Source organism: Candidatus Binatia bacterium, from assembly GCA_036493895.1.
Lineage (GTDB): Bacteria > Desulfobacterota > Binatia > UBA1149 > CAITLU01 > DATNBU01.
Genome location: DASXOZ010000038.1, coordinates 16,492 through 31,246, shown reverse-complemented (window position 1 = coordinate 31,246; position 14,755 = coordinate 16,492). Strand labels below are relative to the sequence as shown.

The window sequence follows — 14,755 nt, the reverse complement described above, 5'->3', positions numbered from 1 at the left end:
AGCAAGCAGAGCCCTGGCGGAGCAGTGAAATTCACCGTACCGACCATTGCCGACGGCAAGGTTTTCGTCGGCGCGCGCAAGCGTCTTTCGGTGTACGGCCTGCCGTAGCAGTCAGGCCTCTCGCGCCACTGCGCAGCTAGTCAGCCGGCGTCGCGACCGGCGCCGTCCACCGCATCGAGCAGCCGCGAGGCGGAGACGAACTCCGCCGCTTCGCCGAGACCGCCGCCCGCCAGCCACTTCAGATTGGCGACGACGCGCTCGCTGGCGGCTGCGCTCAACAGCTGGTTCACGCGCAGGACCACGTGCAGTATGCGAAGCCCGCCGTCGGCGACCGCGCGGCGCGCGCCGTCGCGAAACACGTACCCGCGCTGGCTCGGGCTGAGCCTCGCGTACCCCTGCAGCTTCTCGTCCTGCCCGGGATGTTCCCCGCGCAGGCGACGAACCAGGTGCTCGACGCGGCGTCCCGGCTCCATCCAGCGCGGGAAGCGGTAGCTCGTCACGGGCAGAAGCCGAAGGCGCCGCCCTGTGCCCGGATCGTCCCGCAGATAGTCCTCATGCGATGGCCGCCACAGCCCGCGAGGCGCGCGCGAGGTATCGGGAAGAGGTCCGAGCAGCGTTTCCCCGAAGTAGATGGACGGAAGCGACACGAAGCCGGGTTCCACCGTCATGTCCACGTCGAAGCCCAGCGCGTCCAGCGTCGCGATTCCCTGCTCGGAGCTGTAGCGGTCACCGAAGGAATGAGACCGCGGCGCCTTGGAGCGCGTGGCCTGGTACGCACGTGTGGCTCCTTCCACACAGTGCTGCATCCACTCGACGGAACGATATTCGGTTACCCATCCCGACTTGCCGGACTTGCCGGAATTGCCGGAATTGCCTGGGTTGCGCGAATTGCCGGACTTGCCGTCGTCCCAGCGATAAAGGTGGGTATGCAACCCGATCTCGTCGCCATCGCGTTCCAGTTCGTCCAGGTCGGCTGCGAATCGCTCGGCGATCCATCCGAAGTGGCCGTAGACGCGCTCGATCTGCGGATCCATCCTCACGAGCCACGTAAACGACGGCACGACGGACTGGGTGCGCGACAAGCCCTCGCGCAGGCGCCGCACCAGAACGACGCTCGCTCGAAAACCGTCCCAGTGGCTCCCGTCACTCTGAACCGGCAGGCGCGGGACGGGCTCGAGATCGAATGCGAGGACGACACGCATCGTCATCGCGACGCTCCTCCTCCAGCAGGTGGAAACCTCGACACGCGATTCACGCCTGCGGATGGTCGGGACGATCCACGAGAAAAACCACCGAGCGTCGGTCGGTCGCGGAGGCCGCACGGTCCGTACAGCGGGCCCGGATGACATAGTCCTGGCGGCCGATCCGGATCTCGCCCGACCAGGCACCCGACGGCCAGCGCAACAGCATCACCGCGTCCGCATTCCCTCCGCGGACGGCGCCCGAGTATCCGATCACGCGCCGCCCTTCGCCGTCGCTGTCGGCCCCGATCGTCCGATACGCATCGATGGTGAAATCACGCTGGAACGCGCTCCAATGAAGGATTCTCTCTTCGCGCGTGCTGCCGGCGACCTCGTGCATGCCGGCGGGATTTTCCCACTGCGAAAGGTCGGCTTTCCTGCCGTGCGAGCGGAGATCGAGATCCTTCATCTCCTGCTCGCACGAGGACACGACCGCGCTTGCGGCAGGCTGCCGCGCGGTACACGCCGCTGCGACGATGGAGACGGCAGCGGCGCATACGCGCGCAGCGTGAGGCACGGTGCGGCTTCGCTTCATCACCTTTCCCGATTTCACGACGACGACTGCCGGCGAAGCGCGATGCCGGCGGCCGCCCTCTCCGCTACTGCAGGTTGCGCTTGAGGAACGCGACCAGCTTTTCCGGCACCGGGTTGTCGGCGTTGTCCTCGGCCGTCACGATGTCCAGGTGGGCGAAGCCCTCGGCCATGTAGACTTCGAAACCGCCGTGGATGTCGCCGAACGTCGGGAAGGCCGGATTCGGTGACGATGCGTCGATGACGCGCGCCGTTCCGTCGCAGCTCGGCGCCGTGCAGGGGCCGATGCTCTGCGCGAACGGCGTGTACACGCCGGGGGCCGGCGCCAGCCCGTTGGTTCCACCGAAGGCAATCACCGGCACGTTGATGTTCGCAGCCTGGGTCAGGTTCTCGATGTCGCGACGCCCGCGGGTGATCGAAAGCGCACTCGAGTCGATGCTGATCGACTGGTTGCAGTTGGCATCCGCGGAGCACGCGGCTCCGACGTTGCCGGCGCTGCAGACGCCCGACGTGCAGACACCGCTGGCAGATGTCACCGAAAGCCCGGAGCCCGGGAAATACGTGTCGGTGAAATTGGTCTGCCCGACGTAGAAGTTCCCGATCAGGCGGTCGATGCGGGTGACTTCCTTTTCCTGTCCCCAGTCGCTTGCCGGCAGGGAAGTCGGCGCAGGACCGTTGTTCGGTGTCAGCGACGCATCCAGCACCCCGGTAATGTCGATCCACGTCTTCACACCGTGAATCGCGACTCCCGGGCCGCCGACCGAGCACGCCACGAAAGGCGCAAAAGACGCGACGACGCCGTCGTCGTCGACGAATCCTCCGATCCCGGCGAACGCACTCGACTTGCCGAGGATCGACAGTCCGGAAAGATCGGGGACCTTCGCGACGGCGTTGTTGCCGACGGCGCCCTGGTCGACGGCGAGAATGCCCGCGCCGCGATTCGGGTCGGTGACCGCCTGGATCGCGGTGACCTCTCCGGCGCTGAGCACGCGCGCGTTGAGAAGCCCGGGGACGATCGAGTAGGACGTCGTCGGCGGGGTGCACTTGGGCGGAACCTGCCCTGCGCAATCGGTGGCTTCGGTTGCGACCGTGCACGCCGTGCTCCCGTCGACGCAGCGAGGAGCGTTGTCGCGAACGGCTCCGAAAAGGCCGCCGTCGTATTTCGCTACGATGCGGTCGAGCGAATCGGCGGTAAGAGGAGCGCCCAAGGTATTGCCGCCGCCGCCTTCGAGGAGCACGAGGCCGCGAACCTTTGCGTACCCCGGATCGGCAGGTCCGACGCCGCTCAGGTTGAAGTCGGTCGAAGCGTAGCGGGCCGTGAACAGCGTTCCCATCGAGTGGCCGCCGAGGAAAACGTTGTGGTTGGTCGCCGCAGCCGAAGCAGCCGAGACGATGACGTCGATGTCGCGCGCGAATACGAGCGGAGTCCAGTTCGCGATGAACGGCACGTCGGCCTGCGTGTCGTAGAACTGCGCGCGGCGGTTCGGGCCGGCCGCAAGAACCGGGTGCAGCGTCAGGCCGAGCTCGCCGCCGAAGAACCAGTCGAGCGCGACCAGCGGGCTCGAGAACTCCTCGGCGAGATCGGCGCCTTCGAGATCCTCGAGCTTGTTGGTGCGACGGTCGTACGCCCAGACTTCGAGCGTGAAGCCGGCGCCGACAGCGCGCTCGATGAGGTTCTGCGCAAGGATGCGGAAGTTTCCGGCGCCGCCCTCGAAGCCGGGAACGAGCACGAGGATCGCGTCGGGCGGTCCGACGGCGTCCGCGAGATGGTGCCGCGTGTAGCGCGTGTTGTTCAGCGTGAACGATCCTCCGCCGAACTGCGCGAGCAGCTTCGGGTTGCTGACGACCACTGCGGGCGAGCCCGGAGTGTTGGCCGGGTGGGCCGGGCTCGCCAGGTCGACGGTCTCCTGGACGACCGGAGTCGTCTTGCAACTGTTGCTGGCGTCGAAGCTGCAGGCGTCGGCGGAAAACGGCGAAGCATCGCAGGAGTGCCGCAGCGTCGAGCCGTTCGCGGAGTCCACGCACTTGTCGACCGTGGCCGCGGCGCCGGACGTCTTCCCGCTCGAGGTCTTGACCGAACAGCACATCACGTGCGGATCAGCAACGGCGTAGCCGCAGTTCGACTTGGCGTAGAGCTTCTTCAGCTCGCTCTTGCACTGGCTGCGGATGGTAAACCCCATGACCGGGGTCCCGCCGCTTGCCAGGCCGATCTGCGTCTGGGCGCAGGCGGCGAACGCCTTGTGGTCCTTTGTGTCGTCCGAGCCGTCGAAGGAGGCGCAGGGGCAAAGGCGCGCAATGGCCGCGCGAAGCTCGGCGATCGACGTGGAGTCGGACGGGCCCGAGTCACCGGCCCGGCACTTGTCGGCGGCATTCGCCGCCGTCGCGCCGACCAGCAGCGCATACGCAAGAGCTGTCGCCGCGAGAATCCCGCTGCATCGAAATCGGTTCATGGGTCCTCCTCCAGATAGACAAGATGGGCACGGTCGGGCCGTCGTCATGCGGCCCCGCGACACCCGGTCCATCCCCGTACTTTTATTCTGCCGGCACCCGCGAGTCCACGGGGAATCTGCCGGAAAGCGGTCCGGGAAAACCCGCGATCTGCGCTTCGAACGGTGGGATGCCTGTACCGCCTCGCCGCGCCGACGCATCGCACCATCCGCCCGTTGTCCTCCCTCGCCCAGGGCAGCGTGCTAGAGCCCGTTCGGCATCTTCAGCGGCCAGTTCGAAGTGACGGTACCACCGTCGATCTCGAAGACCTTGCCGGTGATCCAGCTGCCGGCGGGAGACGCGAGGAAAAGCACGCCGAGCGCGATGTCTTCGGGTGTTCCGAGGCGGCCCATCGGCGTCATCGCGATCATCTCGTCGCGCACGTTCGGCGCAGCGTCGAGGAACATGCCGAGCGCCTCGGTTTCGGTGGCGCCGACGGCAATCGCGTTGACGCGAATGCGAGGCGCCCATTCGCAGGCGAGCAGTCGCGTCATGTGCGAGAGAGCCGCTTTGGCCGAGCCGTAGGCGACGAAGCCCGGCTCGACGACGTGGGACATCGCGCTCGAGATGTTGACGATCGATCCGCCGCCGGCGGCGATCATGTGCGGCGCACAGAGCTTCGACAGCTGCAGCGCGGTGCCGACGTTGAAGTGGAACGCCGCGGCGAAATCGTCCTGGTCGAGGAACAGCGCCGGAGTCGGTGCCGTGCCGCCCGCGTTGTTGACGAGGATGTCGATGCGGCCGAATTCGGAAACCGCAAGCCCGGCAAGACGCTCGAGCTGCGCCGAGTCGTTGACGTCCGTCGCGACGGCGAGCACGCGAGCGCCGGTGCGCGAGATCTCGTCGGCGGCGTCGTCCAGCTTGGGCTTGGTGCGAGCGGCGATGACCACGCTCGCCCCGGCCTCGGCCAGGCCGAGGGCACTGCCGCGGCCGATGCCGGCACTGGCGCCGGTGACGATGGCGACCTTGCCGCCGAGCTGGAAGCGATCGAGGATCATCGGGTTCTCCTTCGCATCATATCTGCGGATGGGTTCTGCGGATGGCTTGTTGGGGCTTTCTGCGGATTTCTTCCGCGGGTTTGTTCCGGGACGCGACGCCTGCGCCGGCCTGCTTTGCTCGGCGCCTCACGGGCGGCGCGAGCTTGCCGTGACCATGCTCGAGAGGCAACGCGCAGCCGGCCAGGCCGGCCTCGCAAGAAGAGCGCGACTACCCTAGAACCCTCGCCGCAGCACGGACACGGGCAGATGACGGGGAAGCAGTCGGCAGGCCTTTCGAAGGCGCGGCGCGAGCGCGAGGTGACGGCGTGGGACGACAGCGCGGACGTCGTCGTCGTCGGATTCGGCTCGGCCGGCGCCTGCGCCGCCGTCGAAGCGGCAGAGGCCGGCGCCGAAGTGCTCCTGCTCGAGAGAGCCGGCGGCGGCGGCGGCACCTCGGCGATGTCCGGTGGCCTCATCTACATGGGCGGAGGCACGCCTGTGCAGCAGGCGTGCGGCTACGAGGACAGCCCCGAAGACATGTTCCGCTTTCTCGTCGCGGCCCTCGGCCCCGAGCCGGACGAAGCGAAGATCGGTGAGTTCTGCGAACAGAGCGTCTCGCACTTCCACTGGCTCGAAGCCCACGGCGTTCCGTTCAAGCGCAGTTTCTATCCGGAGCCGGGACTGGAAGCGCCGACCGACGACTGCCTCGTGTTTTCCGGCGGCGAGGACGGCTGGCCTTTCGATCGCGTCGCAAGGCCTGCGCCGCGCGCCCACAAGCCGCGCCATCCTGCGGCAGCCGGCGGTTTCCTGATGCAGAAGCTCGTCGCGGCCACCGAGCGCAGCGGCGCCCGGATCGTCTGTGATGCACACGCCGAAGCGCTGGTCGTCGCCGACGATGGACGCGTCGTCGGGATCGCCGTGCGTCACGAAGGAAGCGAGCGCCTGGTGCGCGCGCGGCGCGGAATCGTGCTCACGGCCGGCGGTTTCATCAAGAACGAGCAGATGGTGGCCAGGCATCAGCCCCGCATCGCGGCCTGCAGCTTCAAGCTCGGCGTCGACGGCGACGACGGTCGCGCGATCCGCATGGCAATGGCGGCCGGCGCCGAGACGATCCGCATGGACGCGGCCGAAGTAGCGCTGCCGCTGACGCCGCCGCGGCGACTGATGCGCGGCATCGTCGTCAACCGCCGCGGCCAGCGCTTCATCAACGAGGATACCTACTACGGCCGTGTCGGGCAGGAAGCCCTGTTCCGTCATGACGGCGAGGTCTGGCTGATCGTCGACACCGCGATCTACGAACGCAATGCTCTCGGCTTCGAAGCGACATTCGTCGAGGAGACGATCGAGGAGCTCGAACGAAGCGCCGGCTTCCCCGATGGATCGCTGCAGGCGACGGTCGAGCTGTACAATCGGTTTGCCGCGCAGGGAGAAGACCCGCTGTTCCACAAGGTCCCGTCCCTCCTGCAGCCTCTCGTCTCTGCGCCCTTTGCAGCCGTCGACTGCCGTCCCGACAAGGTATTGTGGGCGACGTTCACGCTCGGAGGCTTGCACACGCGCGCGAGCGGGGAGGTTCTCGATCCGGACGGCAACGCAATTGCGGGCCTGTATGCCGCGGGCCGCACGACTTCCGGGATAGCGGCGTACGGCTACTGCAGCGGTATCTCGCTCGGAGACGCGACGTTCTTCGGCCGCGCCGCGGGCCGCAAGACTGCCAACGCTTAATGCTCAGTGCGACGCGCCGATGCGCGACAGGACGATCATCAGCAGCACGTAGACGACGACGGCGCCGACCGTCAGTGCCAGTTGCGGCCGGCGCGCCGATCGCCTGACGCCCGCGTTGGAAACGACGCTCTGCGGATGCGCGAGCGAGTCGCGAAGCTCGAGCGCGCGCTGGGGACGGCGCGACGGGCTCTCGGCAAGCGCCTGCATGACGATCTGCCCGAGGGCCGGCGGCACTTCGGGCCTCTCCAGAGCGAGCGGCGGCGGCGGCTGGCTTACCGGAACGTGCCCGGCCAGCATCTCGTAGAGAATGACCCCGAGAGAGTAGAGGTCGCTTCGCGCATCGCCGGGATTGCCGTGCGTCTGCTCGGGAGCCATGTAGTCCGGCGTCCCGACCGACTGCGAAAGCCCCTTCCATTCGAGCGCGCGCCTGGAGGAATCCAGCGCGATGCCGAAGTCGAGCAGCTTTATGCTGCCGTCGGCGAGCAGCATCGTGTTCTCGGGCTTGAGGTCGCGATGGACGATGCCCGCGCAGTGGAGGTATTCCAGGATGTCGGCAATCGCGATGCCGATGCGAACGGCCTCCTCGATCGACAGCCGTCCTTCGCGCTTGAGCCGGTCGCGCAGCGATTCGCCGGCGACGAATTCCATCGCCAGATACAGCCGGCTCTTCGATTCGGGAGCGATGATGCGGACGACGCCGGGATGATCGAGCTTCAGCCCGATCTCCTCTTCACGCCGGAAACGCTCGTGGAAAACGATGTCGCTCGCGTACTCGAGGTGAGGCACCTTGAGGACGACATCCTGTCCGCTCGAACGATCACGGGCGCGATAGACGGTTGCCATGCCGCTCTTGGCGAGCAGCCCGGTCACCTCGAACTGGTCGAGGCGGGAATTCGGTTCGAGATCGGACATCGGGAGCCGGCCCGTATAGCACTCAGCGCCCGAAATGCCACCATCGCCGCCGCGGCGTCGAGGACGGCGTGCAGGCAGCTACGACCGCGACCTGGGCGCTCAGGTTGTCTTCGCTTCCGGCCTCGATCGCACGCGCGATCAGCATGCGGCATGCGTCCTCGGGCTTCGAAGTCTTCGCAACCGACGCGATCGTCGCATCCTCGAGCACCGCATGCACGCCGTCGCTCATCTGGACGAGCACGTCGCCCGCCTGGACCGGGATCACCAGCACGTCGATGCCGACGATGAGCTGCATTCCGAGGCAGCGCGTAAGACGGCTGCGGTTGGGATGCGAGCGCGCCGCTTGGGCCGACATCAGGCCATACTGCACCTGCTCGGCCACCCAGGTATGATCCTTTGTGAGCTGTATCACTTCGTCGCCACGCACGAGGTAGAGGCGGCAGTCCCCGACATGCGCGGCGACGAGGTTGTCGCCGCAGACCACGCTGGCCGTAACGGTCGTGGCCATCCCCGACAGCTCGGGAATGGCGATCGCCTTGCCGTGGATCGCGAGGTTGGCTTCCTGCACCGAGCGGCGCAGGCGCTTGCCGACGTCCCAGGAGCCGGGGGCGCGGTCGAGCTCGCGGCCGAGCACCTCGAGAGCCAGCGCGCTGGCGACTTCGCCGGCGGCGTGACCGCCGAGCCCGTCGGCGACCGCGAAGGCGAGGCCGTCCTCGTGCGGCCACGCGCCGATCGAGTCCTCGTTGCCGTTGCGAACCGGCCCGGTGTCGGTTGCCTGAAAAAAGTCGATTTCGGTCATGCGAAGACACGAACACCCGGGCAGCCTGCCTTGACGGCAGGCTGCCCGGGTGTGGTCGAAGGAACCGATCCCGCGTTTACGACCGCGCGGGGTGCTGCATCATCGAGCGCCCCTCGCGAGCGTTGGCGATCACCACGTAGAGGATGCTCAGCAGAGCCCAGCCTCCCGCAATCCCGAAGCAGATGTACGCCTCGTGCTGCGCATCGGAGTTGCCGATGATGTACAGGTAGATGATCGCACCGAGCATGGCCAGGTTGGCCAGCAGCCCGAGCACCGGAACCACGTAGTGCTTGAGGATGTGGCGGTCGTGGCGCTCGGCGAACGCGATGATCGTCCAGATGCAGGTGAGGGCATACAGGACGAACGTGCCGAAGTTGGACGCCAGCGCGATACCCGTCAGGCCGACGACCGACTGCACGCCGATCGACGCGATCACGATCGAGAACGCCACCAGCACCCATACCGCGCGGTGTGGCGTCGCGTAGTTCGTGTGCATCGCGCCGAGCAGCTCGGGCATCTCCTTGTCCTGGGCCATCGCGTAGCTGACGCGCACTGCCGTATTGAGGCACGACAGCGTCGTACCGATCAGCGCCAGCAACACCGTCAGCGCGATCGTGATCATCAGGCCGAAGCCCACGCCGCCGAGCACGGAGTTGCCGAGGATGACCGCCATGTCGCCGATCGGAGCGCTGGAGGCTGCCGCGGCACCCAGGCCGGTGACGGCGGCGCCGGTGGCGTCCTTGCCGGTCAGCGTCTCGGCGACCATGAAGCCGGCCGCGAAGTACTCGAACAGATACGCAATCAGGCCCTGGGCAATCAGCGAGAGGATGACGGCCCGCGGGATGTTCTTGCGCGGGTCGATCGTCTCCGCGGCAAACGCGGTGCAGCTCTCGAAGCCGACCAGGATCAGGATGGCGACCGTCGACTGGATCAGCACGCCCTCCACGCTGTGCGGCCGCACCACGTCCCAGGCGCCGCTGAACGACCACTGCGCCGCGTGATCCGGGTTGTGCAGGCGGTAGTAGATCGCCAGGCAGCTGAAGACCGCCAGCGACGTGAGCTGCACGACGTTGATGACGATCGACGTCATCGTCGAGCCGTTGACGCCGCGTACCGCGATGTAGCCGATGCCGATCGCGAAAGCGGCCGACAGGCCGATCAGCTCGGCCGTCGACAGCGTGTCGCCGGTGAACTGCGTATACAGGTAGCCGACCAGCGTGGACGTGAAGGCGACCATGCAGCCGGGGTACACCCAGTAGAACAGGTGCGCCGCCCATCCGGTGACCAGCTTGGCCAGGCGCGCGAAACGGTGGTGGCTCTTGTTCTCGCGGTCGAGGAAGGCTTTTTCCGCGAAGTAGTACGCGCTGCCGAACCCGGCCTCCGGGTACAGGCGCGCCAGCTCGCCGTACGAGTATGCCGTGAGGAAAGCGAGGATCAGCGCGAAAACGATGCCCGCCCACATGTCGGACGCCACCGAACTTCCGTCCGGAGCCGTTGCCGCCGCCTGCAGCTGAAACGTCGTCCACAGGAACGCGCCGGGCGCGATCAGCGCCATTGCATTCATCGTGACGCCGGTAAGCCCGAGCGTCGCCTTTACGCCGCTAGTGTTGGTCCCTTCTGCCATTGGGGTAGTACCTCCGGCGAGGTCTTGAGCAAGGGACATGCCACGGTGGACATCACGAAAAAGCAGCAAGATGCGCGCAGATTTGAGGCAGAACCTGCCGGTTGCCTGCTGATCATGCAGGCGCCTGCCCGCAAAGCAGGCAGGCGTCGCGTCATGCTTCCGAATTGCCCGCTGCCCGGCCGGGTCGGCTCCTGCCGCTTACGCACAGGGTCGATCCCGGCGGGCCGCCGCTCAAAGCGTCTTCAGATACTCGATCAGCGCCGCGCGCTCGGCGTCGGTCAGCACGTCGGTAAATTCGTGCCCGGTATTGGACTGGCTGTACATGCGCGTGTTGTAGATCTTCCTGTCCTCGATCTGCTGGTTCGTCAGCGTCGGCGCCTGGAGCGCACCGAGCATGTTCCACGACAGCGATCCGTTGGTGAACAGGACGTCGAGCCACGAATCGACCATCGGAGTCGCGAACGGATCCTGGGGATCACAGTCGACGTACGGCGTCAGGCCCGGTGAGCCGCACTGGAGCTCGTCGTATCTCCATCCGACTTCGACCGGATCGAAGGCACGCGCCAGATCGGTGTCGTAACCCATGACCACTCCGGCCTGCGCAGGCTTGGACGTGCGTCGCCAGAACAGCGGCCGGCGCTTCGAATCGAGCACTCCCCAGATCGTCGGAACCGATCCGTTGTGAAAGTAGGGCGCCGAGGCCCACACGCCGTAGAGCGGCTGGGCAAGGTAACCGATCAGGTTGTATTTCTCTGCACAGCCGTCCTGGCCGTAGTACGTGAACCAGCTCGACTGCGCGGCCCCGGCGACGGCGGTGCTGTTGCCCTCCATCCTGGCCGGATCGGTGTTGATGATGTCGATCGGCGTCACGTTGGCCGCCATGCCCGCGAGCACCGGGGAAGCCAGGAAGCGCGGGTTGCGCGTGTAGCGCGCCGCATAGGCGCCGTGGCAGCTTGCGCACGAGCCGTTGCCGCCTTCGGGCCGCGGCACGGGGTTGGCTCGAGACGGCGCCCACAGGTCGAGCGTGTGGAAGAGCTTGGCGCCGCGCCTGGCGAGCTTCGTATCGATCGGAAGCGGGTAGGCCGGCGACGTCAGGCTGAGCATCCACGTGTTCGCCATGTAGTCGTGGGCGCCGATCCAGTCGTAGCCCTGCTGGTACTGCGGCGTGGCCGCCCCCGGCATGTACCAGGACAGCTCGATGCGCGTGGAATCGGTGCTCATCCCCGCGTCGAAGAACTTCGCGGCACGATGACCGAGGTTCCACCAGTTGGGCGGATCCTCGCTTCCGGTGTTGGCCGACGTCCACACGCCGGGATTGGCGATGAGCGCCGGTTCCGTGGTCTGGAAATCGAAGGCGGTAAGCAATCCGAACAGCTGGAAGTTGGTGATGTTGCCGCTGCCGCGCACGCGGTTGAGGCTCATCAGGTTGAAGCCGTTGTTGCCGTTGCCGAACTCGGTCAGCAGCAGGTTGACGTCGGCCAGCCCATTGTTGCCGTTGAGCGCGCCGAGTCCGGGCCCGTCGGCGGCCGAGCCGACCTGGCCGCTGTGACAGATCGAGCAGGTGATGCCGATGTTGCCGCTCCAGGTTCCGTCGGCGTTGCGCGTCTGCGTCAGCGCCATCGGAAGCTGGCCGGATCCTCCGTCGGTAAGGTTCGGATCCTCGCCGGGCAGCGGATACGGGTTGCGGTGCGCGCTTAGCGGAGTGCCGTAGCGCTCGGCCACCAGCTCGTCGAAATTGCCGGGGCGAGAAAGAAGTCCCCAGCGCAGCCACAGCATGTTGAACTGGTCCGACGGGATCGACCAGGTGCTGCTCGCACTGTCGCCGCTGAATTCGAACCCCGCTCCCGCCATTCCGTTGCCCTGCACGAGATTGGCGCCCTGGTCGCGCAGCGCTCGAAGCTCTCCGCAGTTGGCCGGCTGGGTCGCGAGGCAGTTGAACCACGAGACGTTGAACACGACCGCCTTGTCGAAGGTGGGCGTCACCATCGAGCGCGGATCAGGAGGCAGCGGTGTGTCGTCAGCCTGGCCCTCGCAGTAGCGGAACCAGTAGTGACCACCGTGGTCGCTCGACAACAGGCTCGAGGACTGGGCAGCAGCAGTCTGCGCAGCGCAAAGGAGCAAACAGCAAAGGATGAAGTGGACGCGCGCCAAGTTGCGCCGGGGAATGCGCGAAGGAACGCGCGGGGGAACGCTCGAGAACAGCAGCGGCATGGAGAGCCTCCTGTGGCTCCCCTCCCCTCGTCGGCTACCTCATCGTTCCTTCGGCACAGCGTCAAGCGGTGGTGACCCGGCGGCGCAATCGTCCCGGCGGACGAGGCGCGGATACTGAAGATTCCGCCGCTTACCACATCCCGCGTCCGGTGACCGCGTGGAATTCGACACACCCGCCACTGGGGGCGCGGGCGGACGGCACGGAGCGCCTCGGCGCATGTCGTCGTTCAGTGCGCCGGCTGCGCTGCCGCGGCCTGCTGCGCGGTCCCGTGGCGCTGGGCATCGATCTTGTGCACGACGTTGAAGCGGAAGTCCGGATCGTTGGCGTCGTCGTGGCAGGTTCCGCAGATCTGCAGGATCACGCAGGTGTCGCACTTGTCGCCGAGGCGCACGATCGATGCCGCCTGCTTGCCGCCGCTGCGGACGTGATCGGCGCCGCCGCCGTGGCAGGACTCGCATCCCACCCGTGCCAGGTCATCGCCGGCATTGAGTTTGCCGCCGTCGGGGAAGCCACCGGCCCTTGCGTAGCCGGTGACGTGACAATGCACGCACTTCGGATCGCTGCCCTTGCGGTCGCTTACAAGACTCTCGGTCGAGCGCGCGTGGGCGCTGTGCGACCAGGTCGAGTATTCGCGCTCGTGACACGACCGGCACGCCATCGAGCCGACGATCGCCGAGCTTGCCGGCAGCAGGTCGCGAGGCTGGCCCCTGCCGGAAACGAGCTTGGCGCGTTCGGGGTCGCTGAGAGCCGCGATCGCGGCGTGGGAGACTTTCGGCAGGAACTTCGCGTAGTCGAAGCCCAGCGAGTGCTCGGGGTCGTGACATTTTTCACAGATGTGCCCGTCGACGGTGCCGTGCGCCGCTGCAGCACCCTTCGCCTTCGTCGCGAGATGTCCGCCGCCGCGGCCGTGGCAGTCCTCGCAGCCGACCCCCTCGAAGAACTTCTCCGGCGCCTGTTCGGAATAACCGCCGCGCTCCCCGAAGCCGACGACGTGGCAACCGACGCACTTCGGATCATGGTCGGCGCCGCGCGTGACGAGGTCGTCGAACGCAGCCGAATGGTCGGTGAAGTGCCAGGCGGACGCTTCCTTGACGTGACAGACCGCGCAGACGTCGTTGCCGCTGTACCCGTCGTGATCGAGCAGCATCGGAACTTCGAGCCCGGCAAGCGAGGCCAGGCGCATCCGCAGAAGGTCGGGGGCGTGCTTCTCGTTCCAGCCCTTTTCGCGGTAGACGATGTGCCCGGTGCCGTCGATCAGCAGGACGTCGGGAACACCGGCGAACGACGAGTAGCTTGCAGCGATGCGGCCGTCCGGGTCCGACAGCGGCGAGAAGAAATCGAGCTTCTTCTCCTCCAGCGTCGACTTCACTTCCCAGGCACGGGTGTCGATCGCGATTCCGACGAAGACGGGACGGCTCTTTTCGGGAATTCGCGCCAGCTCGGCCTTGAAAAACGTCAGCGCCTGCTGGCAGTGCGGACACGTCGACAGGAAGAACGCGAGGACCACGGGCTTGCCGGACAGGTCGGCGAGCCGGAAGTGGGAACCGCCGCCACCGACATGGTCGGCTTCGAACGTCGGAGCCAGCGGGCGCGAATCCAGGGCACCGCCGGCCGCGGCACCGCTCTTTGGCATCCGCAGGTACTCGCGGATTCGGGCCTCGACGGCAGAGACGGTCGCGCCGCCGTCGTCGTGCTCGAAGCTGGCCATTGCGAGTCCGACCCGTCCGTCGGCGTCGCTGCCGACGAGCATCAGCGGCGACTGCAGCGACAATCGCAGGCCGATGTTGCCGTCGGAGTCGTCGAAGATCGGGAAGTCGAGCTTGAACTTCGTCGCGAACTCGCGCGCTTTCGCGGGATCCAGGCCCATGGCGACGCCGGCGATCTCGAAGTTGTTCGATCGCTGCTCCGGCGCCAGTTTCGCAAGAGCTTCGGCGTAGATGCCGGCCTGCGCGACCCCCGGATTGAAACACAGCAGGATCAGCCGCTTGCCGCCGAACGACGACGTCGACAGGCGCTTGCCGTCCAGCGTGCGTCCTTCGAAGGCCGGAAGGCGCGACTGGTCCGGTGCGGCGGGCGCGGCCGGCGTGGGTGCGGCCGCGGTTGCCGCAGTGCGGGTGGCGCCTTCGGCCGCGGGACCGGGATCCGTGGACAGAACGAGAAGCGAGGCGATGACGCCCGCGATGCAGGCATGCGGGCGCAACCGCAACGACGCCGCCCCTCCCCGACCCACCGCCGCCATGTCGCGCAGCA

General features: G+C 67.0%; 10 protein-coding genes. 1 reads left to right on the top strand and 9 read right to left on the bottom strand.

Annotated elements, in window-relative coordinates; translation table 11 throughout:
- Positions 1-140 precede the first annotated feature (140 nt).
- The 4 genes from VGK20_09790 to VGK20_09775 all read right to left on the bottom strand — a co-directional run bounded on the left by VGK20_09790 (position 141) and on the right by VGK20_09775 (position 5,257).
- Positions 141-1,208 carry a hypothetical protein gene (locus VGK20_09790; protein ID HEY2774325.1) on the bottom strand — a complete coding sequence of 356 codons (1,068 nt, stop codon included), beginning with the start codon at positions 1,206-1,208 and terminating at the stop codon, positions 141-143.
- A 43-nt stretch (positions 1,209-1,251) separates the two neighbouring features.
- Entirely contained in the window at positions 1,252-1,794 is a 543-nt protein-coding gene (locus VGK20_09785) for a hypothetical protein (GenBank protein ID HEY2774324.1), read from the bottom strand.
- A 46-nt stretch (positions 1,795-1,840) separates the two neighbouring features.
- Complete coding sequence (locus tag VGK20_09780; GenBank protein HEY2774323.1) at positions 1,841-4,222, bottom strand: hypothetical protein; 2,382 nt, start codon at positions 4,220-4,222, stop codon at positions 1,841-1,843.
- Between the two features lie 240 nt (positions 4,223-4,462).
- Positions 4,463-5,257 (bottom strand): glucose 1-dehydrogenase, encoded by a 795-nt coding sequence (locus tag VGK20_09775; GenBank protein ID HEY2774322.1) that lies wholly within the window; start codon positions 5,255-5,257, stop codon positions 4,463-4,465.
- A 246-nt stretch (positions 5,258-5,503) separates the two neighbouring features.
- On the opposite strand from VGK20_09775, the gene VGK20_09770 reads away from it, so the two are divergent.
- Positions 5,504-6,958 carry an FAD-dependent oxidoreductase gene (locus VGK20_09770; GenBank protein HEY2774321.1) on the top strand — a complete coding sequence of 485 codons (1,455 nt, stop codon included), beginning with the start codon at positions 5,504-5,506 and terminating at the stop codon, positions 6,956-6,958.
- 3 nt (positions 6,959-6,961) lie between these two features.
- Here VGK20_09770 and VGK20_09765 read toward each other — a convergent pair whose 3' ends face one another.
- The 5 genes from VGK20_09765 to VGK20_09745 all read right to left on the bottom strand — a co-directional run bounded on the left by VGK20_09765 (position 6,962) and on the right by VGK20_09745 (position 14,711).
- Entirely contained in the window at positions 6,962-7,870 is a 909-nt protein-coding gene (locus tag VGK20_09765) for a serine/threonine-protein kinase (GenBank protein HEY2774320.1), read from the bottom strand.
- A gap of 22 nt (positions 7,871-7,892) precedes the next feature.
- On the bottom strand, positions 7,893-8,669 hold the full coding sequence (locus VGK20_09760) for a protein phosphatase 2C domain-containing protein (protein HEY2774319.1): 777 nt from the start codon (positions 8,667-8,669) through the stop codon (positions 7,893-7,895).
- A gap of 76 nt (positions 8,670-8,745) precedes the next feature.
- Positions 8,746-10,293 carry an APC family permease gene (locus tag VGK20_09755; GenBank protein ID HEY2774318.1) on the bottom strand — a complete coding sequence of 516 codons (1,548 nt, stop codon included), beginning with the start codon at positions 10,291-10,293 and terminating at the stop codon, positions 8,746-8,748.
- Positions 10,294-10,524: 231 nt separating this feature from the next.
- Positions 10,525-12,504, bottom strand: a complete 1,980-nt coding sequence (locus VGK20_09750) for a hypothetical protein (GenBank protein ID HEY2774317.1) — start codon at positions 12,502-12,504, stop codon at positions 10,525-10,527.
- 227 nt (positions 12,505-12,731) lie between these two features.
- The gene (locus VGK20_09745) at positions 12,732-14,711 is read right to left on the bottom strand and encodes a multiheme c-type cytochrome (GenBank protein ID HEY2774316.1); all 1,980 of its coding nucleotides are present in this window, start codon (positions 14,709-14,711) and stop codon (positions 12,732-12,734) included.
- Positions 14,712-14,755 lie beyond the last annotated feature (44 nt).